The sequence below is a fragment of the Amycolatopsis balhimycina FH 1894 genome, from assembly GCF_000384295.1.
Lineage (GTDB): Bacteria > Actinomycetota > Actinomycetes > Mycobacteriales > Pseudonocardiaceae > Amycolatopsis > Amycolatopsis balhimycina.
Genome location: NZ_KB913037.1, coordinates 7,573,143 through 7,596,333, shown reverse-complemented (window position 1 = coordinate 7,596,333; position 23,191 = coordinate 7,573,143). Strand labels below are relative to the sequence as shown.

The 23,191-nt window shown below is 71.9% G+C and carries 28 protein-coding genes; 8 read left to right on the top strand and 20 right to left on the bottom strand.

The window, feature by feature from the left end:
- Positions 1-49: 49 nt before the first annotated feature.
- Genes lgt through A3CE_RS56865 form a run of 4 tightly spaced genes read right to left on the bottom strand, consistent with a single transcriptional unit; the run spans position 50 to position 3,608 of the window.
- Positions 50-1,126: a prolipoprotein diacylglyceryl transferase gene (gene lgt / locus A3CE_RS0135100; protein ID WP_020644779.1), complete on the bottom strand. Its 1,077-nt coding sequence runs from the start codon at positions 1,124-1,126 to the stop codon at positions 50-52.
- Positions 1,127-1,141: 15 nt separating this feature from the next.
- Positions 1,142-2,314, bottom strand: coding sequence for a M20 metallopeptidase family protein (locus A3CE_RS0135095; protein ID WP_020644778.1), 1,173 nt, complete (start codon positions 2,312-2,314; stop codon positions 1,142-1,144).
- Positions 2,311-3,435, bottom strand: coding sequence for an amidohydrolase family protein (locus A3CE_RS0135090; RefSeq protein ID WP_020644777.1), 1,125 nt, complete (start codon positions 3,433-3,435; stop codon positions 2,311-2,313). The genes A3CE_RS0135095 and A3CE_RS0135090 overlap by 4 nt, the downstream gene beginning before the upstream one ends.
- Positions 3,432-3,608: a hypothetical protein gene (locus A3CE_RS56865; RefSeq protein ID WP_020644776.1), complete on the bottom strand. Its 177-nt coding sequence runs from the start codon at positions 3,606-3,608 to the stop codon at positions 3,432-3,434. The genes A3CE_RS0135090 and A3CE_RS56865 overlap by 4 nt, the downstream gene beginning before the upstream one ends.
- 47 nt (positions 3,609-3,655) lie before the next feature.
- Between A3CE_RS56865 and A3CE_RS59390 the strand changes: the two genes are divergently transcribed.
- The gene (locus tag A3CE_RS59390; RefSeq protein ID WP_020644775.1) at positions 3,656-3,784 is read left to right on the top strand and encodes a hypothetical protein; all 129 of its coding nucleotides are present in this window, start codon (positions 3,656-3,658) and stop codon (positions 3,782-3,784) included.
- On the opposite strand, the gene cyaB is transcribed toward A3CE_RS59390, so the two are convergent.
- Positions 3,785-4,342 carry a class IV adenylate cyclase gene (gene cyaB, locus A3CE_RS0135075; RefSeq protein WP_020644774.1) on the bottom strand — a complete coding sequence of 186 codons (558 nt, stop codon included), beginning with the start codon at positions 4,340-4,342 and terminating at the stop codon, positions 3,785-3,787. It abuts the gene before it with no gap.
- A 12-nt stretch (positions 4,343-4,354) separates the two neighbouring features.
- The gene (locus A3CE_RS0135070) at positions 4,355-5,200 is read right to left on the bottom strand and encodes a helix-turn-helix domain-containing protein (RefSeq protein ID WP_026469158.1); all 846 of its coding nucleotides are present in this window, start codon (positions 5,198-5,200) and stop codon (positions 4,355-4,357) included.
- Positions 5,201-5,276: 76 nt separating this feature from the next.
- Here A3CE_RS0135070 and A3CE_RS56860 point away from each other — a divergent pair, with 76 nt between their 5' ends.
- A complete protein-coding gene (locus A3CE_RS56860; RefSeq protein WP_020644772.1) occupies positions 5,277-5,423 on the top strand; it encodes a hypothetical protein in 147 nt (48 codons plus the stop codon).
- 401 nt (positions 5,424-5,824) lie between these two features.
- Here the strand turns inward: A3CE_RS56860 and A3CE_RS0135060 are convergent, their stop codons facing one another.
- Positions 5,825-7,258 carry an APC family permease gene (locus A3CE_RS0135060; protein WP_245589637.1) on the bottom strand — a complete coding sequence of 478 codons (1,434 nt, stop codon included), beginning with the start codon at positions 7,256-7,258 and terminating at the stop codon, positions 5,825-5,827.
- Positions 7,259-7,313: 55 nt separating this feature from the next.
- Between A3CE_RS0135060 and A3CE_RS0135055 the strand changes: the two genes are divergently transcribed.
- Positions 7,314-8,672, top strand: coding sequence for a type I glutamate--ammonia ligase (locus A3CE_RS0135055; protein WP_043791253.1), 1,359 nt, complete (start codon positions 7,314-7,316; stop codon positions 8,670-8,672).
- On the opposite strand, the gene A3CE_RS0135050 is transcribed toward A3CE_RS0135055, so the two are convergent.
- The 6 genes from A3CE_RS0135050 to A3CE_RS0135025 all read right to left on the bottom strand — a co-directional run bounded on the left by A3CE_RS0135050 (position 8,664) and on the right by A3CE_RS0135025 (position 14,519).
- The gene (locus A3CE_RS0135050; protein ID WP_020644769.1) at positions 8,664-9,329 is read right to left on the bottom strand and encodes a peptidoglycan recognition protein family protein; all 666 of its coding nucleotides are present in this window, start codon (positions 9,327-9,329) and stop codon (positions 8,664-8,666) included. The two genes, A3CE_RS0135055 and A3CE_RS0135050, sit on opposite strands and share 9 nt — an antisense overlap.
- A 147-nt stretch (positions 9,330-9,476) precedes the next feature.
- Complete coding sequence (gene trpA, locus A3CE_RS0135045; protein ID WP_020644768.1) at positions 9,477-10,268, bottom strand: tryptophan synthase subunit alpha; 792 nt, start codon at positions 10,266-10,268, stop codon at positions 9,477-9,479.
- A complete protein-coding gene (gene trpB / locus A3CE_RS0135040; protein WP_026469156.1) occupies positions 10,265-11,476 on the bottom strand; it encodes a tryptophan synthase subunit beta in 1,212 nt (403 codons plus the stop codon). The genes trpA and trpB overlap by 4 nt, the downstream gene beginning before the upstream one ends.
- A complete protein-coding gene (gene trpC / locus A3CE_RS0135035; RefSeq protein ID WP_020644766.1) occupies positions 11,473-12,282 on the bottom strand; it encodes an indole-3-glycerol phosphate synthase TrpC in 810 nt (269 codons plus the stop codon). Before trpC ends, trpB begins: the two co-directional genes overlap by 4 nt.
- 124 nt (positions 12,283-12,406) lie before the next feature.
- Entirely contained in the window at positions 12,407-12,934 is a 528-nt protein-coding gene (locus A3CE_RS0135030; RefSeq protein WP_020644765.1) for a Trp biosynthesis-associated membrane protein, read from the bottom strand.
- A 25-nt stretch (positions 12,935-12,959) separates the two neighbouring features.
- Positions 12,960-14,519, bottom strand: a complete 1,560-nt coding sequence (locus A3CE_RS0135025; RefSeq protein ID WP_020644764.1) for an anthranilate synthase component I — start codon at positions 14,517-14,519, stop codon at positions 12,960-12,962.
- Between the two features lie 52 nt (positions 14,520-14,571).
- Here A3CE_RS0135025 and A3CE_RS0135020 point away from each other — a divergent pair, with 52 nt between their 5' ends.
- Positions 14,572-15,228, top strand: coding sequence for a TetR/AcrR family transcriptional regulator (locus A3CE_RS0135020; protein ID WP_084642159.1), 657 nt, complete (start codon positions 14,572-14,574; stop codon positions 15,226-15,228).
- A gap of 26 nt (positions 15,229-15,254) precedes the next feature.
- On the opposite strand, the gene A3CE_RS0135015 is transcribed toward A3CE_RS0135020, so the two are convergent.
- The 6 genes from A3CE_RS0135015 to hisF are packed head-to-tail and all read right to left on the bottom strand — an operon-like array spanning position 15,255 to position 18,716.
- The gene (locus A3CE_RS0135015) at positions 15,255-15,773 is read right to left on the bottom strand and encodes a hypothetical protein (RefSeq protein WP_125591465.1); all 519 of its coding nucleotides are present in this window, start codon (positions 15,771-15,773) and stop codon (positions 15,255-15,257) included.
- Positions 15,774-15,790: 17 nt separating this feature from the next.
- The gene (locus A3CE_RS52110; RefSeq protein ID WP_020644761.1) at positions 15,791-16,810 is read right to left on the bottom strand and encodes a DUF3592 domain-containing protein; all 1,020 of its coding nucleotides are present in this window, start codon (positions 16,808-16,810) and stop codon (positions 15,791-15,793) included.
- Positions 16,811-16,850: 40 nt separating this feature from the next.
- Entirely contained in the window at positions 16,851-17,213 is a 363-nt protein-coding gene (locus A3CE_RS0135005; RefSeq protein WP_020644760.1) for a DUF1304 domain-containing protein, read from the bottom strand.
- Positions 17,210-17,572 carry a phosphoribosyl-AMP cyclohydrolase gene (gene hisI, locus A3CE_RS0135000; protein ID WP_020644759.1) on the bottom strand — a complete coding sequence of 121 codons (363 nt, stop codon included), beginning with the start codon at positions 17,570-17,572 and terminating at the stop codon, positions 17,210-17,212. Before hisI ends, A3CE_RS0135005 begins: the two co-directional genes overlap by 4 nt.
- A complete protein-coding gene (locus A3CE_RS0134995; RefSeq protein WP_020644758.1) occupies positions 17,569-17,946 on the bottom strand; it encodes a hypothetical protein in 378 nt (125 codons plus the stop codon). Before A3CE_RS0134995 ends, hisI begins: the two co-directional genes overlap by 4 nt.
- Positions 17,943-18,716, bottom strand: coding sequence for an imidazole glycerol phosphate synthase subunit HisF (gene hisF, locus A3CE_RS0134990; protein WP_026469155.1), 774 nt, complete (start codon positions 18,714-18,716; stop codon positions 17,943-17,945). The genes A3CE_RS0134995 and hisF overlap by 4 nt, the downstream gene beginning before the upstream one ends.
- A 38-nt stretch (positions 18,717-18,754) precedes the next feature.
- Here hisF and A3CE_RS0134985 point away from each other — a divergent pair, with 38 nt between their 5' ends.
- The 4 genes from A3CE_RS0134985 (at position 18,755) to A3CE_RS0134970 (ending at position 22,118) form a co-directional block, all read left to right on the top strand.
- Entirely contained in the window at positions 18,755-19,336 is a 582-nt protein-coding gene (locus A3CE_RS0134985) for a TetR/AcrR family transcriptional regulator (RefSeq protein ID WP_020644756.1), read from the top strand.
- Between the two features lie 75 nt (positions 19,337-19,411).
- Positions 19,412-20,581, top strand: a complete 1,170-nt coding sequence (locus tag A3CE_RS0134980; protein ID WP_020644755.1) for a phytase — start codon at positions 19,412-19,414, stop codon at positions 20,579-20,581.
- Positions 20,582-20,652: 71 nt separating this feature from the next.
- Positions 20,653-21,150, top strand: a complete 498-nt coding sequence (locus A3CE_RS0134975; RefSeq protein ID WP_020644754.1) for an RNA polymerase sigma factor — start codon at positions 20,653-20,655, stop codon at positions 21,148-21,150.
- A complete protein-coding gene (locus A3CE_RS0134970; RefSeq protein WP_020644753.1) occupies positions 21,147-22,118 on the top strand; it encodes a hypothetical protein in 972 nt (323 codons plus the stop codon). Before A3CE_RS0134975 ends, A3CE_RS0134970 begins: the two co-directional genes overlap by 4 nt.
- On the opposite strand, the gene A3CE_RS0134965 is transcribed toward A3CE_RS0134970, so the two are convergent.
- Positions 22,108-23,055: a hypothetical protein gene (locus tag A3CE_RS0134965; RefSeq protein WP_020644752.1), complete on the bottom strand. Its 948-nt coding sequence runs from the start codon at positions 23,053-23,055 to the stop codon at positions 22,108-22,110. The genes A3CE_RS0134970 and A3CE_RS0134965 overlap by 11 nt on opposite strands.
- Between the last annotated feature and the right edge of the window lie 136 nt (positions 23,056-23,191).

The window sequence follows — 23,191 nt, the reverse complement described above, 5'->3', positions numbered from 1 at the left end:
ATGACGTCGGAGGTCATGAAAGAGTCGTTCATGACGCTGGAGCCGGCGGTCAGCTCTCGTCGGTCTTTTTCGGCTCCTCGGCCGGCGCGTCCGCAGCAGGCTTCTCCGCGGAGGCCGGGGCATCGGCCGCCACCTTCGCGTGCTCCGGCTCGTCTGCGGCAACGGGCTCGGGCTCGTCGGCGACTGCGGAACCGGCCTCCGAAGCCTCGGGCTCCTCCGCGGCCACCGGAACCTCGTCCGGTCCCACGGCGTCCTTGCTCACCAGCGTCTCCGGCGCCTCCCGCGGCCCCCGCCGGCCGGCGGCCACGAAGTACACCACCGCGGCGAGGAACAGCAGGATCGACGTCCACACGTTCACCCGCAGCCCGAGGATGTGGTTCGCGGTGTCCGTCCGCATCATCTCGATCCAGCCGCGGCCCACCGTGTACCCGGCGACGTACAGCGCGAACGCCCGCCCGTGCCCGAGCGTGAAGCGACGGTCCGCCCACACCACCAGCAGCGCGACCAGCAGGTTCCAGAGCAGCTCGTAGAGGAACGTCGGGTGGACCGGGCTCTCCGGCAGCGGGATGTGCCCCGTCGCGACGCCGTTCAGCAGGTTGTCCGGGTCCTCCGGGTTGAAGCGCTGGTAGACCTCCAGGCCCCACGGCAGGTCCGTGTGCGCGCCGTACAGCTCCTGGTTGAAGTAGTTGCCGATGCGGCCGATGGCCTGCGCGACGACGATGCCGGGGGCGACCGCGTCCGCCATCGCCGGCAGCGGGATGCCCCGGCGGCGGCAGGCGATGAGCGCCCCCACCGCGCCGAGGGCGATCGCGCCCCAGATGCCGAGGCCGCCGTCCCAGATCGCGAACGCGTTCCACGGGTTGCGGCCCTCGGTGAAGTACAGCTCGGGGTCGGTGATCACGTGGTACAACCGGCCGCCGACCAGGCCGAACGGCACGGCGAACACGGCCATGTCGATCACCGTGCCCTTGGTGCCGCCGCGGGCGGCCCAGCGCCGCTCGCCCCACCAGATCGCCACGATGATGCCGGCGATGATGCACAGGGCGTACGCGCGGATCGGGATCGGCCCCAGATGCCAGACCCCACGGTCGGGGCTGGGGATCGTCGCGAGGTAGGCGCTTATCACGCGGCCACCGTAGCGCTAGGCCGCCGGTACCTCCAAGGCGGCCAGGTAGCCCGCCACCAGCGCGTGCGCGACCTGGGTGACGGCCTCGTCGCGCGGGAGGAACCGCTCGTCGTGCAGGCTCGGCACGCCCGCCGTGTCGCCGAGGCCGACGAACATCATCAGCCCGCGGGTTCCGCCGCCGCAGTAGTGGGCGAAGTCGTCGGCGCCGAACGACCGGAACATGTCGTCCACGACGAAGCCCGCGTGACGCAGCCAATGCTGCGCGCCCTCCGCCAGCCCGGGGTCGTTGTCCAGCACCGGCTCGCAGGGACTGATCTCCAGTTCGGCGGTACAGCCGTGGGCCCGCGCGGTGCCGTGCACGATGTCCGCGAGTGTTTCCAGGGCGCGATCACGGTCCTTCGCGCGCATCAGGCGCAGCGAGCCGAACGCGCTCGCGCTGTTCGGGACGACGTTGGCCGCGGCGCCGCCCTGGATGCGGCCGATCGAGCAGACCGCGCCGAACACCGGGTCGATCCGGCGCGACGCGAGCTGCTGCAGGCTCACGACCAGCTGCGACAGCGCCAGGATCGGGTCGCGCAGCAGGTGCGGGTAGCCGGCGTGGCCGCCTTGGCCATGCATGGTCACCTCGAACTCGTCGGTGGAGGCGTTCACCGGGCCGGGCGTCGCGGACACCATGCCGTGCGTGATCCGCGGCTGCACGTGCGCGCCGATCACCGTGTCCACCCCGCATTCGGCCAGCACCCCGGACTCGACGACGTCGAGCGCGCCGGGCGGGGACGTCTCCTCACGCGGCTGCAGCAGTGCCAGGATCGGCCGCGGCACGCCGACGCGCCGCGCGGCCCGGCACACGGCGACCAGCGCGGCGAGGTGGACGTCGTGGCCGCACGCGTGCATCAGGTCGTTCCCGGACGCCCACGGCACGCCGGTGCCCTCCAGCACCGGGAGGGCGTCGAGCTCGGCCCGCAGCGCCACGGCCGGCCCGTCGGACGCGCCGGGCAGCCGGATCGCGCGGCCGGTCTTGGCGACGCGGACGCCGTCGCCCGCGCCGAGCGCGGCGGCCACCAGGCGGGCGGTGTCCTCCTCGTCGCCGGAACCGCGGGGGTCGGCGTGCACGGTGTGCCGGAGCTCGACGGCGGCGGGCAGTTCGTCGGCGATCGCCCGCGTCCACCGGGTCCACAGTTCACTCACACGTGCTCCAAGCGGTAGATCCTCTTCGCGTTCTCGTGTCCCACCAAAGCACACAGCCGGACAGCGTCCTTTTCGGACACCGCGCCGGCGTCGAGCGCGGCGCGCGCGAAGTCCGACAAACCCTGCCGGAACAGGGCCGTGCCCAGGTGGTACAGCTCGGCCAGGCCGAAGGCGTCGGTCGAGAAGAGCACCTTCCCGAACGGCGCGATCTCCAGGAGCTCGGCCAGGACGGCCGGCGCCCGGAACCCCGCGTTGTGCGTGACGAGACCGGCGTCGACGAACACGTGCTCGAAGACCTGCGCCAGATACGCGGCATTGCGGTGGAACGGGTAGTTGTGCAGCAGGAGGATCGGGACGCCGCGGTCGCGGGTCGCCCGCAGCAGCCCGGTGAGCAGCAGCGGGTCGCAGCGGTGCAGGTCCACGTCGGAGTCGCCGTAGCCGACGTGGAACTGCACGGGCAGGCCGAGGTCGAGGCCGGTGAACACGAGGTGCCGGTGCAGCACCTCGTCGGCCAGCCGGGTGCCGCCCCCGGCGAGCCACCGCCCGGCCGCGGCCTCGACTTCGGACGGCGACGGCCGCTCCCCCGCCAGGCCAAGGCCGACGCGGTAGGCCGCGATCGACTTGAGCCCGACGGCCCGTTCCGCCCGTTTCCCCAGCTCGTCGGCGAAAGCGTCGGCGAAGCCGGCCGCGGTCGTTCCCCGGATCACCGCTTCGGCGACCTGCTCCAGCCGGACGACGTCGTACGCGCGGGCACCCGCCAGCTCGGCGAACTCGGCGGTCGTGGTCAGCGAGTCCGGCAGGAACCCGCCGTCCAGCAGGAAATCGGTCGTCCCGGTGGCCCGCAGGAACCGCCGGGCCACCTCCGCCGCGCCGAGGGCGGCACGGCGTTCGAGGTAGGCCTCGGCCGGGGCGTGCTTCGGCAGGTCCAGCACGGGCGCGCAGCGTTCGCGCACGGCCAGCCCGATGAGCGAGTCGAACAGGCTCGTGCCCAGCGGCGACGGCGCGTCGGCTTCGGTCAGCATCGCCTCGAAGCCCGCGCGGGTGACGTCCCGGGTCACGACGCCGTGGCAGTGGTGGTCCACCAGCGGCAGGTCCGAGACGAACGGAAGCAGTCCGGTCATGCGCCTCCGTCCACACTCGTCAGCCTCTCCCCCACCCTACGAGCGTAGGCGGGCGCGGCCAGCACCAAGATCACCCCGAGCGCCAGTACGGCCCCGGCCACCACCGGGAACCACCGCGCCGGGCCTTCGGCGGGATACGGCACGACGTTGACGTACACGGTGTACCCGAGCACGGCGAGCGCGCCGCCCGACGCTCCAAGCTGCCCTCGAACAGCTGGCGGTGACCTGCTCGATCCGGAAGATCCTCATCTGGACCTTGGTTATCGTGCCCATCGCGTTGACCATCATCGGCATTGTGCTGGCCTTCGTGCTGCACGTGCCCGTAGATGATCACGGCGTCGCCCACTGACTAGCGCGCGTTGGCGACCATGTCGGTGTAGGACTCAGTGACCGCGTCATCCTCGGCAACGCCGAGGCTGTCCAGGACGGCGCGGACCGATGCGAGCGCAGCCTTCAGGTCGTCCGGCTCGGCCATGGTCTCCAGCTCGATGAACGTCTGGCCGTCCAGCTCCGGGATCGTCACGACGGTGGCGAGCAGGTCGCGGTCGTCGGCGGTCAACCGGTAGTTGTCGCAGTGCTTCTCCAGTGAGATCAGCTTGACCAGTCCGAGGCCTTCGAAGATCGTGTTCATCACGTCCGGGTCAGCCACCGTGGTCTCGTGCTCCGGCTTGGACCGGGACGCCTCGTCCACCGGCGGCTCCTTGTAGGTGAGCACGACGCGCCGCTCTTCGCCGGTCGTGATGGTGCGAACCCGCAGCTCGTAGCCGTCTCGGTCCATCGAGTGATCCGGCCGGTCGTAATAGGTGTCTGCATAGACGCTGTGCTCGGCCTCGGCCCGTTCGGCGAGCTTGGCCCGCACGCGCTCGGGCTCGCGGACGACGGCGGTCAGCTCGGCCTCGACGGACACAGCGGGCTCCTCTCAGACGACGCGGCGCGCGGTGCGCCGCAGCTCCTCCGTGAACCTATGGAACCCGCGGTGCAATGCGCCATGCGGCGAGCCGGTGAGCTTGTACATCGGCGAGGTGTGGCCCTCGTGGCTCTCGCCGAAGGCGGAGAGGAACAGGGTGGCGTCGAGCCCGATCAGCCGCCAGGTGGGCAGGATGTCGTAGACGTGGGCCTCGATGTCGGCGCCCTCGGTCGCGAGGTCCCGCAGCCGCTCGATCGACAGGCGGATACCGGCGGCGAAGCTGCCGTAGGTCTCGCCGATCTCGTCGGCCCGGCGGTGGGCGGCCTCGCCGTCGGGGTCGAGCAGCAGCACGCGGACGGCAGTGGTCCGCTGGCGGATGCGCGAGCGCAGCAGTGAGTCGTTCATGCCGATGATCCCGAGTCCGCGCACGGCGAGGATCTCGACGGCGGTGGCTTCGTGGGCGCGTTGCTCGATCTCGGCGCGGGCGCTGGACTGCGACGGGTAGACCGCGAGGATCTCGGCCCGGCCGCTGGCGCTCAGGTGGTCAAGACCGGCGGGATGCTGGGGAGCGAGGCCGAGGAGCATTCGGGCGTCGTCGGGCATCTCCAGGCCGTCGGCGATGCGTTCGAACAGCTCCAGCGTGGTGACGGTGCGGCTGGCGCGCAGGATCTCTGACACCCGCCCCTGGAGAACGCCGATGGCGACGGCGATGCGGCTCTGGCTGGCGCCGGTGTACTGCTGCACCGAACGCAGCAGGGCTCCGATGTCGCGAGTCTTGAGGGCTAGGCGGACCTCAGGCCGCTGCCAGGCCCAGTCCGGCAGCGCGAGCGGGCCGCCTTTGCGGGTCAGAGCGTTCATCTCACGATGGTACATCTCACCGTGAGATACCCAGCTTGGTATTGGTTCCACACTTTCCGCGACCGACGATTGGATCATGGGGCAGGAGCCGGGCACGGCAATCTCGGGCGAGGCCGCGGAGCCGGCGCGACCGCAGACGATGATCGACGAGATGACCCCGGAGGACTGGGCCAATGCGAAGGAACTGCTGGCCCGCTTCGACGCAGAGCGGGGTACGCGATGAGTGCCGTGATCTACATCGACCCGGCGGCTATCCACCCCGTTATCAACGGCGTGTGGCACCGCGCTCGACTACGCGGCATCCCACCACCGGGCCAGGGCATCACCATGTTGTGCGGAGCATCGGCCGCCGCCTCGTTTGAACCAAGTACCCAACGTGGCGTGCCGACGATGTGCCCTCGGTGCGATTCGATCTACCGGCAGGAGCACGGCATCCCGCAACAGCACACGCGGCAGAGCTGCTGAAGCAACCTGGTCGGTGCATGGTGTTTGCCGATGAGCCGAAGGTGACCGACTGGCTGAGTGCGTGGTTCGCACTCGGGTCCGGGGTGATCGCCTTCCTCGCCTTGGTGGCCGCGTCAATAGCGGTGTGGGCAACGATCCAGACGAACGGAAGCAGTCCGGTCATGCGCCTCCGTCCACACTCGTCAGCCTCTCCCCCACCCTACGAGCGTAGGCGGGCGCGGCCAGCACCAAGATCACCCCGAGCGCCAGTACGGCCCCGGCCACCACCGGGAACCACCGCGCCGGGCCTTCGGCGGGATACGGCACGACGTTGACGTACACGGTGTACCCGAGCACGGCGAGCGCGCCGATCGGGAACACGAGGTGCCACCTCGGAACGCGCATCCGGCGCTTCACGAACAGCAGCAGGATCGCGCCGATCGTCGTGAGCAGGTAGATGACCAGCAGGACGAGCGTGCCGATCGAGCCGGACCAGGCGAAGGTGTCCGACGCGGTCGCGCCGAAGAACGCCGCGCACACCACGATGATCAGCGCCGCGGCGGCGGTCACGGCCGTGACCGCGGTGACCGGCGTGCCGCGGGTGGACGTCCGGCCGACGCCGCGGCCGCCGACGGCGTCGCGTCCGAGGGCGAACAACAGCCGCGAACCGCCGACGACGCAGGCGAGGCAGCAGCCGAACGCGCTGATCGCGGCGCCGGCGCTGATGACGTCACCGGCCCACGCGCCGGCGTACCGGCTGCCGAGGTCGCCGAGCAGGGACGGCGAGTCGTGGAACGCGGCCGCGTCGGTGCCGAAGGCCATCATCTCGACCGCGGTGACCACGACGAAGTACACGCCGCCGAAGATCGCCGTGCCGAGGATCGCGCGCGGGATGGTGCGCTCCGGGTCGTGGGTTTCCTCGCCGAGCGTGGCGGCGGCTTCGAACCCGGCGAAGGACAGGAACCCGAAGACCGCGCCGAGGAACACCCCGGACAGCCCGGTTTCCGGGACGAAGACGTCCATCGTGAACCGCGCGCCACCGGGTGCGCCGCCGGCGAGGAGGCGCACCAGGATCACCACGGTGACCAGCAGGATCACCGCGATGGTCGCGCCTTCGACGGCGAGCAGCGTGCTCGTGCCGCGGCGCGCGGGCACCACGGACAGCAGCCAGGCGCCGGCCAGCGCGACGGCGGTGAGCACGAACGGGCCCCACGACGGCGGGTCCGGCCAGATGCCTGTCTGCGCGAGGAAAGCGGTACCGAGCGTGCCCGCCGCCGAGCTCGTGACGACCGCGTAGAACGTGTACGTGCCGAGGAGGCCGATGCCGGAGACGACCCCCGCGCGCGGGCCGAGCGTCGCGCCGACGAAGGCGTACACCGAGCCGGCGTGCTGGTAGTACTGGCAGAGCTTGACGAAGCCGTACGCGACGAGCAGCACCCCGACCGCCGAGAGCAGAAAGGCGAGCGGGACGGCGCGGCCGGCGGCGGCCGCGGTCTGCTGCGGGTTGATGTTGGCGGCCATGCTCGGGGCCATCAACGCGACGGACAGGCCGACGGCCTGCCAGACGGAGAGGGAGCGGCGCAGACCTGGACGGGTTTCGACGGTGTCTGACACGATCTTCACCTCTTTCTCAGGCGAGAAGACATCAGTGAACATCGATGGGGGCGGGATGAGCCAGCTCGATCGGGCAGAGCTAGCACAACAAGGTGCTATCAGGGCGGACGGCCTGCGCGCCGCCGGCGTCGAGCTCGTCGCGTTGACCTTCGTGGACAACAGCGGCATCGCGCGGGTGAAGGCGGTGCCGGTGGACCGGCTGTGGTCGGCGGCGGCGTGGGGTGTCGGCGCGTCGAACTCGTTCGACTTCTTCCTGGCCACCGACGACATCGTCGGCGGCACGCATTCCCGCGGCCCGGTCGGCGACCTGCGGCTGCACCCGGACCTCGACGCGCTCGTGCCGCTGGCCGCGCAGCCGGGCTGGGCGTGGGCGCCGGTGTGGCGGTACGACCAGGAAGGCGAGCCGCACCCGCAGGACGCGCGGGCGCTGGCGGCGAGAGCGACGGCCCGGCTCGCGGCTCGCGGCTACAACGTCCGGACGGCGTTCGAGATCGAGTGGGTGATCACGGCGGCGGACGCGCCCGACGACCCGCGTTCGGCGGCGCCGGGCCCGGCCTACGGCTACGCGCGGCTTTCGTCGCAGGCGGCCTACCTGCGTGCCCTGGTGTCCGCGCTGGCCGCGCAGGGCGTCGCGGTGGAACAGATCCACCCCGAATACGCGTCCGGGCAGTTCGAGCTGTCCGTGGCGGCCGGCGATCCGGTGCGTGCGGCCGACGTCGCGGTGCTGACGCGGGAGACGATCCGGACGGTCAGCGGGCGGCACGGGTTGCGCGCGTCGTTCACGCCGAAGTTCGCGCCGGACGGCGTCGGCAACGGCGGTCACGTCCACCTGAGCCTCTGGGACGGCGACCGCAACCTGTGCGCGGGCGGCGGCGGCCGGTTCGGGCTCACGGAGACGGCCGAAGCGTTCGGCGCCGGGATCTTCTCCCGGCTGCCGGCGCTGCTGGCGATCGGCGCGCCTTCGGTGGTCAGCTACCTGCGGCTCGAACCGCACCACTGGGCCGGGGTGTTCCACGCCTGGGGCCTCGAAAACCGCGAGGCCCCGCTGCGGCTCGTGCAGGGCCCGGCCGGGCAGCGCGACCGGGCGGCGAACTTCGAGGTCAAGTGCTTCGACCTGACCGCGAACCCGTACCTGGTGGTGGCGGCGCTGCTGGTCGCGGGCCTGGCCGGCCTGGATTCCGGGGCGAGCCTGCCGGAACCGGTGGACGTCGACCCGGGCACGCTCCCCTCGGCGTCGCGGCTGCCGGCGACACTGGCCGAAGCGGTGACGGCGTTCGAAGCGGACTCGGCGTTGACCGCGGCTTTCGGGCCCGAGCTGGCCACCACGCTGATGGACGTCCGCCGTGGCGAGATCGACCGGCTCGGTGCCCTGCCGCCTTCGGAACTGTGCGCCGTGATGCGGTACCTACATTGACCGGAGAGCCTGGGCGACCTCGGTGCGCAGCTGCGGGAGCTTCGCGTAGAGGCGGTCACCGGGGCATTCGGTGTTGTAGTAGTCGCGGTGGCCCTTGATCTCCGCGACCGGGATGCCGTACTGGCGGCAGATGTAGGCGCTCAGGAGGACGAGCGACGCCCACTGCGACTGGGGCGGCTCGACGCTGGTGTAGAGGCCTTCGTTCTCGATGCCGATGGCGTTGGTGTTCTGGCCCGGGCAGTGCGCGCCCTGGATCATGGTGGTGCGGCCGCGCACGGTGCTGAGGCTGCCGTGGCGGCCTTCCATGCGGTAGCCGCCGCGGCTGACGGTGAAGTGCTGGCCGGTGTCGGACCAGCCGTTGTTGTCGATGTGGTCGTGCTGGGTGTCGCGGGCGATCTGGAAGGCCTGGGCCAGCGAGTAGTCGGTGGTGTTGGCGCTGGCGATGTGGTGGATGAGGATCCGGTTGGCGGGGTGGTCGAGCGTGGTGAGCGCGTCGGCGGGCGGCCGCGCACCCCACTCGTCGCAGTTGTAGATCCGCGGCTCGGTGGCGGCTTGTGCCGCACCGGGGAGCACAAGCCCGGCGGCTCCGGCGACGGCGAGGCCCGCGGCGCCGCGGAGGAAGGTCCGGCGCGGGAGGTGTCCAAGGTCGAAGTCCATGGCCCGGACTGTGCCGGTAGCGCGTACAGGTTTCGTACAAACGCTTTCAGAGCGACGCGCTACCGCCGTTGCGAGCCCGAAAAGCCGTGAATGGCACATTGAGGGACTTAGAGTCCCTCAATGTGCCATTCACGGACTTGGGAAAGTTCAGGCGGGGGTGACAGCCCTGCGCACGCCGTCAGCCAGCTCCGCCGACAGGCGGCGGACGCCTTCCGCACCTTCGGCGGCCGCCGTCACGAGGGCCGAGCCCACGATCACCGCGTCCGCGAAGGACGCCACCTGGGCCGCCTGGTCGCCCGAGCGGACGCCCAGGCCGACGCCGATCGGCAACGACGTGTGGGCTCGCGTGCGGCGGACCAGTTCCTCCGCGCCCGCGCCGACCTGATCGCGGGCGCCTGTCACGCCCATCACCGCGGTCGCGTACACGAAGCCCGATGCCGCCGAAACCGTCCGGGCGATCCGCTCCTCCGACGACGACGGCGCCACCAGGAAGATCCGGTCCAAGCCATGCTCGTCGGAGGCCGCCATCCACGCGCCGGCCTCGTCCGGGATCAGGTCCGGCGTGATCAAGCCGAGGCCGCCAGCCGAAGCGAGGTCGCGGGCGAAGCGGTCCACGCCGTAGCGGTTCACCGGGTTCCAGTACGTCATCACCACCGCGCGGCCGCCGCGTGCCACCACCGACTCGACCACCTCGAACAGGTGCTTCAGCCGGAACCCGTTGTCCAGTGCGGTCACCGAGGCGGCCTGGATCGTCGGGCCGTCCATCACCGGGTCGGAGTACGGGACGCCGACCTCGATCAGGTCCGCGCCGCCGTCGACGCACGCCGCGATCAGGTCCTTCGATCCGTCGACCGTCGGGAAGCCCGCCGGGAGGTAGCCGATCAGCGCGCCGCGCCCCTCGGCCCGCGTCGCGGCGAAGAGGTCGTCCAGCCCGCTCATTCGTTCACCAGTCCGAACCACTTGGCCGCCGTGTCCATGTCCTTGTCGCCGCGACCCGACAGGTTGACCACGATCAACCCCTCCGGGCCCAGCTCGCGGCCCAGGTCCAGCGCGCCGGCCAGCGCGTGCGCCGACTCGATCGCCGGGATGATGCCCTCGGTGCGGGACAGCAGCTTGAACGCGTCCATCGCCTGGGCGTCGGTGATCGGGCGGTACTCGGCGCGGCCGGTGTCCTTCAGCCACGCGTGCTCCGGGCCGACGCCCGGGTAGTCGAGCCCGGCCGAGATCGAGTGGGACTCGACCGTCTGGCCGTCCTCGTCCTGCAGCAGGTACGTCATCGCGCCGTGCAGGTTGCCCGGGGTGCCCTTGGTCAGGGTCGCGCCGTGGCGGTTGCCCTCGATGCCCTCGCCGCCCGGCTCCAGGCCGACCAGCCGCACGGACGGGTCGTCGTAGAACCCGGAGAAGATGCCGATCGCGTTCGACCCGCCGCCGACGCACGCCGCGACGACGTCGGGCAGGCGCCCGGCCTGCTCCAGGATCTGCTCGCGGGCCTCGGTGCCGATGACGTGGTGGAAGTTGCGCACCATGGTCGGGAACGGCGCGGGCCCGGCGGCCGTGCCGAAGAGGTAGTGCGTCGTGTCGGCGTTGGTGACCCAGTCGCGCAGCGCCTCGTTGATCGCGTCCTTCAGCGTCCGCGAGCCGGTCTTGACCGGGATCACCTCGGCGCCGAGCAGCTTCATGCGAGCCACGTTCAGCGACTGGCGCTCGGTGTCGACCTCGCCCATGTAGACGACGCAGTCGAGGTCGAGCAGCGCGCACGCGGTGGCCGTCGCGACGCCGTGCTGGCCCGCGCCGGTCTCGGCGATGACGCGCTTCTTGCCCATCCGCTTGGTGAGCAGCGCCTGGCCCAGCACGTTGTTGATCTTGTGAGAGCCGGTGTGGTTCAGGTCCTCGCGCTTGAGGAACACCCGAGCGCCGCCGGCGTGCTCACCGAAGCGCTTGGCCTCGGTGAGCAGCGACGGCCGACCCGCGTAGTCCTTCAGCAGGCGGTTGAACTCGTTCAGGAACTCCGGGTCGTGCCGGGCCTTGTCGTACTCGGTGGCGACCTCGTCGACGACGCCGATCAGCGCCTCCGGCATGAACCGGCCGCCGTACGGGCCGTAGTAGCCGCGCTCGTCCGGATCGTGCTTGCCATGCTCTTCCGTCACCGTGACGGCCTCGGGCACGCGGGGTGGGAACCGGCCGTGACCAGCTTGATCAGGGCACCCTTCGGGTCGCCGGACGCGACGAGCCCCTCGCCGACCAGCACCGCGTCGGCGCCGTGACCGGCGTAGGACATCAGGTCGCCCGGGCCGCGGACGCCGGACTCGGCGACCTTGTAGACGTCCATCGGCAGGCCGGGGGCCAGCCGCGAGAAGACGTCGCGGTCCACCTCGAGGGTGTGCAGGTTGCGCGCGTTGACGCCGATGACCTTGGCGCCCGCCTCGAGGGCCTTGTCGGCCTCCTCGGCGTTGTGGATCTCCACCAGCGCGGTCATCCCGAGCGACTCGACGCGGTCGAGCAGCGAGACGAGCGCGTTCTGCTCCAGCGCGGCGACGATCAGCAGCACCATGTCGGCGCCGTGCAGGCGGGCCTCGTGCACCTGGTAGGGGCTGACGATGAAGTCCTTGCGCAGGATCGGGGTGTCCACGGCCGCGCGCACGGCGTCGAGGTCGGCCAGCGAACCGCCGAAGCGGCGCTGCTCGGTCAGCACGCTGATCACGCGCGCGCCGCCGTCTTCGTAGTCCTTCGCCAGCGCGGCCGGGTCGGGGATGTCGGCCAGGTCGCCCTTGGAGGGGCTGCGCCGCTTCACCTCGGCGATCACGCCGATGCCGGATTCGCGCAGGGCGGACATCACGTCGCGGGGCGCCGGGGCGGCGGCCGCGCGGATCTTCAGCTGGTCGAACGGCAGCGCGGATTCCCGCACGGCGAGGTCTTCCCGCACGCCGGCGACGATGTCTTCGAGCACGCTCACCGGGCGCCCCCGCCCAGGCACATGCTCACGGATTCATTCGCAAGGTCGCTCACAAAAACCTTCCCCTTCCCGCCGAAACGATGCTAACCCCCGCATCCGAGACGCCCGGTTCCGGGTGTGCGCGTTACTCCGAATGCCCACCCCGGCGGTCCGTGGGATCTTCCCCTTCGGACAAGGCCTCCCACAGCTCGGCGTCCGGATCTCGCACTTTCTTCCGGGTGGCCGGGGTGGCGTACTTCGCGCCGAGCCGGGCGCTCCGGCCGGCGGTCTTGACCGCTGCCAACCCGCCGGCGGCGACGAGAATTCCCCCGAGCACGGCCAGGCCGCGCCCGAGCAGCATCTGGGTCACCGGCAGCCCGTCGGCGTAGCCGCCGAAGCGGACACCGTCGATTCCGGCCCAGACGGCGGCGAGCCCGGCCAGCGCCAGCACGACGCCGAGCACGCGCCGTGCCCAGCCCCCGGTGGCCACCAGCCCGGCCACGCCGGCCAGGGCGAGCAGCGCCAGCGGCACGAGCGCCGTCGCCCGCTGCTCGCCGGTCTCGCGGTAGAGCACCGTCCCCCGCACGCCGCCGTCGCGGAACTCGGCGAACCACGTCAGCCGTGACGCTCCCCACAGGGCCGCGGCGCCCAGCAGCAGGGCGACCACGATCATCCACAGTGGACGGCGGGCCGGCGTGTCAGACATGGGCGCTGTCCGCGGCCGGGTCGAGTGCGCCCGCCGCCACCATCGTCTGCGCGGCGGCGACGGCCGAGAGCACGGTCCTGGCCTTGTTCAGCGACTCGGTGTCCTCGTAGTCCGGCACCGAGTCGGCGACCACCCCGCCCCCGGCCTGGACGTGCGCGATGCCGTCCTTGACCAGCGCCGTGCGGATCGCGATCGCCGTGTCGGCGTCGCCGGCGAAGTCGAGGTAGCCGACGACCCCGCCGTACAGCGCGCGGCGGACCGGCTCGAGCTCCTCGATCAGCTCCATCGCGCGGACCTTCGGCGCGCCGGACAGCGTCCCGGCCGGGAAGCACGCCGTGACCGCGTCGAACGCCGTCTTGCCGTCGGCCAGCTCACCGGTGACGGTCGACACGATGTGCATCACGTGGCTGTACCGCTCGATCTGGAAGAAGTCGACGACGCGCACGGTGCCCGGCTTGCAGACCTTGCCGAGGTCGTTGCGGCCGAGGTCGACCAGCATGAGGTGCTCGGCTCGCTCCTTGTCGTCGGCGAGGAGGTCCTTGGCCAGCTGGGCGTCCTCTTCGGGGTCGGCGCCGCGCCAGCGGGTGCCCGCGATCGGGTGCGTGGTCGCGCGGCCGTCCCGCACGGTGACCAGGGACTCGGGGCTGGAGCCGACGATGTCGAAGCCCTCGAGCCGCAGCAGGTACATGTACGGGCTCGGGTTGGACGTCCGGAGCACGCGGTAGATGTCGATCGCGTCGGCCGCGGTCGGGATCTCGAACCGTTGCGACGGCACGATCTGGAACGCTTCGCCGGCCTTGATCGCCTCCACGGCCTTCTCGACCGCGGCGTGGAAGTCTTCCTTCGACCGCTTCCGGACGAACTCGGGCGCGGGCCGGTCGAACGCGGCGACGGTCGCGGGCGCGGGCACCTGCAGCTGCTCGGTCATCGCGCTCAGGCGGGCGACGGCGTCGTCGTAGGCCGCGTCCACGCGCTCGGACGAGTCGTCCCAGTTGACGGCGTTCGCGATGAGCGTGACCGTGCCTTCGTGGTGGTCGAACGCCGCCAGGTCGGTGGCCAGGAGCATGGTCAGCTCGGGGATGTCGAGGTCGCGCTCGGCCAGCTCGGGCAGCTTTTCCAGCCAGCGCACGGCGTCGTAGCCGATGTAGCCGACCATGCCGCCGGTCAGCGGCGGCAATCCGGGCAGCGGCTCGGTGTGCAACGCTTCGATCGTTTCACGCAGCACTTCCAGGGGGTTTCCCTCGCTCGGCAGGCCGACCGGCGGGGTGCCGGTCCAGACCGCTCGGCCGTCACGGACGGTGAGCGCGGCCGGGCTGCGGACGCCGATGAACGACCAGCGGGTCCAGGACGCGCCGTTTTCCGCGGACTCGAACAGGAAGGTGCCGGGCCGGTCGGCGGCGAGCTTGCGGTAGACCCCGATCGGCGTCTCGCCGTCGGCGAGGACCCGGCGCACGACCGGGATCACGCGGCGGCTCTCGGCGAGGGCGCGGAAGTCCTCACGGGACGGGCTGACCGAGCCGGGGCCGGACGGACCGGCGGATGCGCTGACCATGCGGCTCATTGTGCCGCCCCGGCCGATCGCGGCCACGCCGGGCCTGAATTCAATGAATGTTGAATTCAGGCTGCGCGTGGGTCATGATGGAGCCGTGAGCACCACGGACAACACCGAGACTACTGCCCGCCGCCGGGGGCGGCGGCCCGCCGGGCAGGACACCCGCACCGCGCTGATCGAAGCCGCGCGGGCCGTGTTCGCCGAAAACGGCTACGACGGTGCGACCGTGCGTGCCATCGCCACCCGCGCCGGGGTCGACGCGGCGATGGTCAACCACTGGTTCGGCGGCAAGGAGGGCCTGTTCGCGAAGGCCGTGCTCCAGCTGCCGTTCGATCCGCTGGAACTGCAGTCGGCCCTGCGCGACGGCCCCGACGACGAGCTGGGCGAACGGATCGTCCGCACCTTCCTCACCCGCTGGGACGGCGCCGGCGGCGATGTCTTCCAGGCCCTCGTCCGCAGCATCACCGGCCACGAGCAGGCCGGGCAGGTGCTGCGCGACTTCTTCCAGAAGTTCTTCACGGGACTGATCACGTCGGTCGGCTCCGACCGGATCCCGCTGCGCATGACGCTCTGCGCCTCCCAGCTCGTGGGCATGGGCATGATCCGCTACGTCGCGAAGTTCGGGCCGATGACCACGGCGGAGGTCGAGACGCTGGTGGTGGCGGTGGCGCCGACCCTGCAGCGCTACATCAGCGGCGAAATCGGCTGAACCACCCCGGTGGGGGTCCGGCTCGGTCAGGGCTTCGGCAGCCACCGGTAGGTCTCGGCGCGCACCCCGAACACCACCGGCTTCTCGCGCAGGGGCGGCTTGGGCGGGATGAGCACCGTCATCGCGGGCCCGGACCCCGCGACGAGAGCAGGCAGCCCGGGCAGTTCCCCGAGAGCCCGCACGGCACTCCCGGCCTCCCATGGCCGGAGATCGATGCGGCTGCCGTCGGCGAACCGCACGGCGACGCTGCGCGGCAGTCGTGTCCTACTTGTCGTGGTGATCGTCACCGTCGCCGTGCGCCAGCCGGTCCGGCGGGCGGCGTCCGCCTGCCTGGCGCGGGCGAAAGTCCAGTAACCGGGGACACCGGTGACGGTCAGGACCGCGATCATGGGCAGGACGAGCCCGGAGAACAGCAGGACCGCGGCGACCAGCACCCCGAGGACAGTGGAGAACACCAGCCACCGGAGGCTCGTGTCCAGCATGGCCGTGCCGCGGGCCGCCCACTGCGGCTCGTCCGGCTCCCTCGGTGGCAACCAGTCCCCCATGCCCCGAGCGTAACGGCCTATCGCCGGACCGTCCGGGGTCCGCGGGGCTGGACCGGCACCGCGTGCGAGCGCCCGTCCCGGCTCACAAGGACCACCATGTCCAGGCCCGTGCCACCGACCAGGACCGGCACGTCGTCGAACTCGTTCCGCAGCGAGTACGTCCGCCACGACAGCACGCCACGGAGTCCGAGCCGGCTGCCGTCTTCGAAGCGCGCGGTCAGCTGCCGCAGCGCCCAGAAGCCGTCCACCGTTCCCGGGTGCCAGCCCGTCTCCGCCACCGCGCGGTACCGCCGCTGCCAGCCACGGGCCACGACGGCGAAGCGGGCAGTCCCCACGGCCGACGCCAGCAGCAGGACGAGACCGAGGAAGTAACCGAACTGGTCGTGGTTGGCTTCCTCGGTGGTCCGGACCCGGTCGGGGTCGGCCGGGTCGTAGACGACGGTGACGAGGTCGCCCGGCCGGTAGTCCCGGTCGGAGCCGCGGTCGATCCCGGCCGTGCGATCGGTGCCGCCGGCGGCGAAGCGCACCACCATCGACACGCCGCCCTTGGCGTGCTGCCGGACGCTCACCACGACTCCGGGCACCCGCGTTCCGTGCGCCAGGAGCTCGTCCGCCGCGGTGTTCTCCGCGTGGAACGACATCACCCCGAGCGGCGCCAGCACCGCGCAGATCGCGCAGATCGCCCACGCGCGGCGGCCGGCCGTCCGCAGGACCGCCGTGTCACCCGGAACGTCCGGTGTGGACGGCAGCCACAGCGGTGTCTTCGCCTTCAGCCTGCCGATCGCGGCACCCGCGGCACGGACGCGCCGCGTGGTCAAGGCCGCGATCGCCAGTGGCACACCGATGTAGGCGAAGTCGAGCAGCAGCTCGCCGTCGGCCACCACGTAGTCCGGCGAGAGCAGCGACCACGTGGTGCCCGTGACGAAGAACGCGCAAACGAACCAGAAGAAGCCGCTGACGACGAGCCACCCCGTCCGGCGGCGCCGGAACCGCTGCAGCTCCCAGTACTCGCGCAGGTCGCCTGCCCCCAGGTTCATCGGCCGAGCCTAGGGCAACGGCCGCCGGAGGGGAACGCGGTCAGCGCGCGAGCAGCAGCGCGATCAGCGCCAGCGCGCCGGGAACCACCTGGACGAACAGGATCCGCTTGCTGGCCGTCGCGGCGCCGTACAGGCCCGCGACGATCACGCACACGATCCCGTACAGCTTCAGCTGGAACCCGGTCGGGTCACTCGCGATGAGGCCCCACACCAGCGCGAGCGCGAGGAAGCCGTTGTACAGCCCCTGGTTCGCGGCGAGCGTCTTGGTCTCCTCCGCGAACTCCTTCGTCGTGCCGAAGCCGGCACGGGCGCGCGGGGTCGTCCACAGGAACATCTCCAGGACGACGATGTAGAGGTGGATCAGGGCGACGAGCCCGACCAGGATGTCGGCGACGATGGTCACGCGTGCTCTTTCTCATCGGCCAGGAGCAGGCGCTCCTCGGTGTCGAAACAGGTGTGCGTGCCGGTGTGACAAGCCGGGCCGGTCTGATCGACGCGCAGCAGGACTGTATCCCCGTCGCAATCGATCCGCACCTCGCGAACGTGCTGGTAGTGCCCGGACGTCTCACCCTTGACCCACAGCTTCTGCCGGCTGCGGGACCAGTACGTGCCGCGGCGGGTGGCCAGGGTGGCGGAGAGCGCGTCGTCGTTCATCCAGGCCATCATCAGCACGTCCGAAGTGGCGTGCTCGACGACGACCGCGGCGATCAGGCCGTCGGCGTTGCGCTTGAGGCGCGCCGAGACGGCCGGGTCGAGGCTCATGCTTGCGCTCCCAGGATGTGCCGCTTGAGCGGCATCGAGTTCAGCAGGACGAACGCGTAGCCGTAGCCCGCGAAGGACAGGCCGGAGAACAGCTTGTTCCACCACAGTGCCGCGGCGAGCAGCAGGAACATGTGCAGCAGCGCGAACACCACGACGACGACCAGACCGCCGATGCGCGCGCTGCCGAGCTTCAGCGCGAGCCCGGTCGTCACGACGGCGCCGAGGATCAGCGCGAGCGCCGGCATCCGGAAGATCGCCAGGCCGGAACCGGCGCTCAGCACCGGGATCAAGTCGAGCAGCGCCCACGCGACCGGCAGCCCGACCAGCAGGGCGGCGACGACCTTCACCTCGACGGGTGCCTGCCAGGACCTCATCGGACCTCGACCCCGCCGTCGCGCAGCGCGGTCTTGACGTCGCCGATCTTCAGCTGTCCGAAGTGGAACACGCTGGCCGCGAGCACCGCGTCCGCGCCGGTCCGGACCGCGGGCAGGAAGTGCTCGACCGCGCCCGCTCCGCCGCTGGCGATCACCGGGACCCGCACGGCCTTGCGCACCAACCCGATGAGCTCCAGGTCGAAGCCGTTCTTCGTGCCGTCGGCGTCCATGGAGTTCAGCAGGATCTCGCCGACGCCCAGCTCCTCGCCGCGCGCGGCCCACTCGACGGCGTCGATGCCGGTGCCGCGGCGGCCGCCGTGGGTGGTGACCTCGAACCCGGACGCCGTCGGCTCGCCGCCCTCGGGCACGCGGCGCGCGTCGACCGACAGCACGATGCACTGGGCACCGAACCTTCTCGATGCTTCGCTGAGGAATCCGGGCCGCGCGATGGCGGCGGTGTTGATGCTCACCTTGTCCGCCCCGGTGCGCAGGAGCCGGTTGACGTCGTCGTTGCTGCGGACGCCGCCGCCGACGGTGAGCGGGATGAAGACCTGCTCGGCGGTGCGGCGGACCACGTCGTAGGTGGTTTCGCGGTCGCCTGAGGACGCCGTGACGTCGAGGAACGTCAGCTCGTCGGCCCCCTCGGCGTCGTAACGCCGGGCCAGCTCGACCGGGTCGCCGGCGTCGCGGAGGCCGGCGAAGTTGACACCCTTCACGACCCGGCCCGCGTCGACGTCGAGACAGGGGATCACCCGCACCGCGACAGACATGGTCACCAGCGTAGTCAAGGGAGCTCTAAGCTCGGGCAATGGCACGGGCGGGACGGCGGCCTGGGCAGACCGAGACGCGCGAGAAGATCCTCGACGCGGCGCGGCACCGGTTCGCCGAGCTGGGGTACGACGGCGCGACGGTCCGCGGGATCGCCGCCGACGCGGGCGTGAACGCGGCCCTGCTGCACCACTTCTTCGGCGGCAAGCAGGAGCTGTTCGCGGCGGCGATGAACCTGCCGGTGAACCCGGCGTCCCTGGTGGCGTCGATCCTGGCGGGCCCGAGAGAATCGCTGGGCGAACGCCTGGTGCGGGCGTTCCTGGCGGTCTGGGCGGCACCGGAGGGACGCACGCCCTTCATCGCGATGCTGCGCGCCGCGGCGACGAACGAGCAGGTCGCGCTGATGATGCGCCAGTTCATCGAGCGCACGGTGCTAGCCGAGGTCGCCCGGGCGCTGGACGTCCCGCGGGTCCGGGTCACCGGGATCGCGGCGCAGATGATCGGGGTGGCGCTGCTGCGGTACGTGATCAAGCTGCCTCCGCTGGTCCAGGCCTCCGACGACGAGATCGTGGAGATGCTCGCCCCGGTGGCGCAGTACTACCTCGCGCCGCCGCCTGCCTGAGCCTGCTCATCACGGCGCGTTCACTCCCCGGCCACCCGATTCGTCTAGTTTGCGCCCGTGCGCAGACTCCTCCCGGTGGCCGTGGCCGCCGTCTCCGTGCTGGCCGCCGTCCCCGCTTCCGCCGCGCCCTGCGATCCGTCGCCGGTGGCCCAGACGCAGGCGTTCGTCGACGACGCCGGTGCGTCCCCGGCGAACGCCGACGCCGACGACCCGGCCATCTGGGTCCACCCGCGCGACCCCGGGCGCAGCGTCGTCATCGGCACGCTCAAGGAGGGCGGGCTCGCCGCGTTCGACCTGGACGGGCACACCCTGCAGCTGGTCCCCGCCGGGCCGAAGGGGCGGTTCAACAACGTCGACGTCGTCGGTGACCTGGCCGTCGTCAGTGACCGCGGCCGCGACCGGATCCGGGTCTACCGGATCGACCCCGACGGCGCCCACGTCCTGACCGACGTCACCGACCCGGCCGCGGCGCCGGTGTTCTCGGCTCCGGGGTCTTCGGAGTCCGAAGTGGACAGTCAGCGGACGGCGTACGGCCTCGCGGCGGGCCGCGACCCGCGCACCGGCGTCCGGTGGGTGGCGGTGACCCGGCGGCACGAGACGCGGGTGGCGCTGCTGCGGCTGGTGGACCGGCCCGGCGGCACGGTCGGCACGGCACCGGTCGCCACCGTGGACTTGCCCGCGTCCTTCCGGCTGCCGGACGGCAAGACCTGGGCACCGTGCGAGAAACCCGGCGAAGGACCGCAGCTGGAAGGCTCGGTGCTCGACGGCCGGGTGCTCTACACCGCCCAGGAGGACGTCGGGATCTGGCGGATCCCGCTCACGCCGGGCGGCTTCGGGCGGCCCGAGCTGATCGACCGCGTGCGGTCCTACGGCGTCCCGCAGCGCTGGGATCCCGCCACCGGGGAGTGCGTGCCGGACGGCGCCGACCCGGGTTTCGGCGGCCGGTGGCTCACCGCGGACGCCGAGGGCCTGGCGCTGGCGGACGGCACGCTGTTCGCGTCCAGCCAGGGCGACTCGCGCTTCGTCGTGTACGGCCACCGCACGCGTGACCTGCGGATCGTCGCGGGCCGCGGCACGGACTCGGTCGAGCACTCCGACGGCTCGGCGATCACCACGGCGTCGCTGGGCCGCCGCTTCCCGCACGGCCTCCTGGTCGTCCACGACGGCGAGCGCCGCCCGGCCGCCGGCGACCTCCCGACCACGGGTTTCGCGTTCGTCCGGCTCGAGGACGTCATCCCGCGCTGAAAATTTCCGATCCGCGTGCAGCGGTCCGGCCCCCTCGCGCGTCCATGGGGTGGGTGACGGAAGGGACGTGCGTGGGTTTCGAAGATTTCGTGGCGGAGCGGCTGGACGGGCTGCTCCGCTACGCCACCGTCCTGACGAACGATCCGCACCTCGCGCAGGACATCGTCCAGGACGTGCTCCTGCGCGCCCAGCAGCGCTGGGACGCCATCGCCGCCCCGCCGACCTACGTGCGGCGGATGGTCACCAACGAGTACCTGTCGTGGCGGCGGCGGGCCGTGCGGCGCATGGTGCCGAGCAGCCACGACGTCCTGGACGCGCTGAGCCCGCCGTCGGCCGACCCGGCCACCGCCTACGACGAGCGCGACGCGATGCTCGGCCTCCTGGCCACGCTGCCCCGCAAGCAGCGCGCGGCGATCGTGCTGCGCTACTACGAGAGCTACTCCGACGCCGAGATCGCCGCGGTCCTGCGCTGCGGCGTGTCCACCGTGCGCAGCCAGATCTCCCGCGCCCTGGCCACCCTGCGCCAGGCCCCGCACCCCACGGTCCTGACCACCGGAGCCCCCGAATGACCCGCAGCGAGCACGAGACCGAGACGCTGATCCGGGAGAGCCTGGACCGCCTCGCCGCCCGCGCGCCGGACGGTCACGCGGTGCGCGACGCGCTCGCCCGCGCCGGGCGGAAACGGCGGCCGGCGACCCGGCTGGCCCTGGTCGCCGCCGCGGTGGTCGCGCTGGTCGTCGGCGTCGTCACCGGCACGCAGCTGCTCGCCACGCCCGACCTGGTGCCCGCCGCGAGCCGCCCGGTGCTCGGCTACAGCCCCGGCTGGCTGCCCGACGACTTCACCGAGCAGTACCGCGAGGGCGGCCCCGGCACCGCGCCGCAGGTCCGGCGGTGGTTCGCCGGGCCGGCGGAGATCACGCTGTCGGCGTACTCGCCCGTCGACCCCGCGTGGTCGCAGACCGCGCTGAAAATCGCGTCGCTCGGGGACCAGATCCTGGTGCGCGGCCGGGTCGCCATGGTCACCGGCGACACCGGGTCGGCCGCGCTCCTGACCTGGCTCGCCGACGAAACGCACGTGCTGACCGCCCACGTCTCCGGCGTCCCGGACGCCCGCGCGGTGGCGCTGCGCGTCGCCGAGTCCGTCACCGCCGAGCCGGTCGGCGTCCGCGGCGAGCTGCGGTTCGGCCCGCTCCCGGCGGGACTGGCCGAACGTTCGGCCGCGGTCCGGGGCACGAGCCCGGACGACGGCTCGACCGAACTGACGGCTTCGGCCCCGGGCGGGCCGCCGGTCCGGGCCGCCGTCGGCGCGAGCTCCCCCGCCGTGAACGGCGCCGCGCCCGTCACGGTGCGGGGCGGCCAGGGGTTCTTCCTGCCCCCGGCGGACGGCAAGGACGCGACGGTCGCGGTCCGGCTGCCGTCCGGACGCTGGCTGACGGTGTCGGGCGCGCAGCCGGAAGCCGTGCTGGCCGCCGTCGCGAACGGCGTCCAGCTCGACCCCACGCCCGACTACCGCTGGCTCGGCCGGGCTACCAGCTGACCGTCGGGAACCAGATGATCCCGAGCCTGCCGAGCACGCGGACGTCCCAGTAGAGCAGCGTGAAGGTGCCGCCGACGAGCAGCGCCGCGCCGGTCACGGTCGCGATCCGGGCCGGCTTCGCGGCCAGCCAGCGCTGCACGCGCCCGCCCGTGGCGTGCGTCAGGACGAGGAACAGCACCGCCATGACGACGATGTTGCCGACCGACTGGAGCGCGAACGCGGCGGCGCCGTACAGGACGTTGTGCTGCTCCGCGGCGCTGCGGAACATGATCCGGAAGAGCGGGTACGGCCGTCCGATGAGGAACCCGCCGATGAGCGCGCCCATCAGGACCAGCGGCGCGGCCGGGTGGCGGCGGACGAACCCGGCGAACGGGTTGCGGAGGATGCCGAGCGCGATCAGGCCCATCACCAGGAAGACCAGGCCGACGACGCCGAAGGCGACCATCGACTGGACGCTGCGCGGGGACAGCCCGGTGGTCTTCGCGGTGGAGAACTGCGGCATCCGGGTGCCGACGAGCGCGACGATCACGCCGTAGACCACCGACACGGTGAGCATGCCCGCGGCGATCCAGCCGAGCGGCTTGAGCGTGGTGGCGAACCGCCGTTTTTCGCCGGCCTGGCCGCCGACCAGCGGCGCGACCGCCCCGAAGGCGGCGATGTTGCACGCGGTGAACGAACCCGCGAGCCCGGAGACGAACGCGAACAGCGTCCCGGCGAGGACCCCGCTGATCGGGGTGGCCTTCGCGTCGTAGCCGAGGAGCCCGTTCGCGACGCTGTCACCGATCACGGAGTCGACGAAGGGCGCCGACCAGATCGCGGTCAGCACGAAGCCGGCGAGAACCGCGACGACGGCGATCGCGGTACGGCGCGCGGGATAGGGTCCCGCGCCGAAGAAGCTCGCTTGCGGGTGAACCGGTAGTTCGTGTGCGACGGCCATCGAATATCCCTCCAGTGGCGGAGCCCCCGTACCGAAAAGCGTTTCAGATGTGGACGTCGAAACGCTTCGGCCGGGCGTGTGGGATTCGCGGGCGAACGGCCTAGGTAGTTTTCACGCCGAACACGGTGGCCTTCCG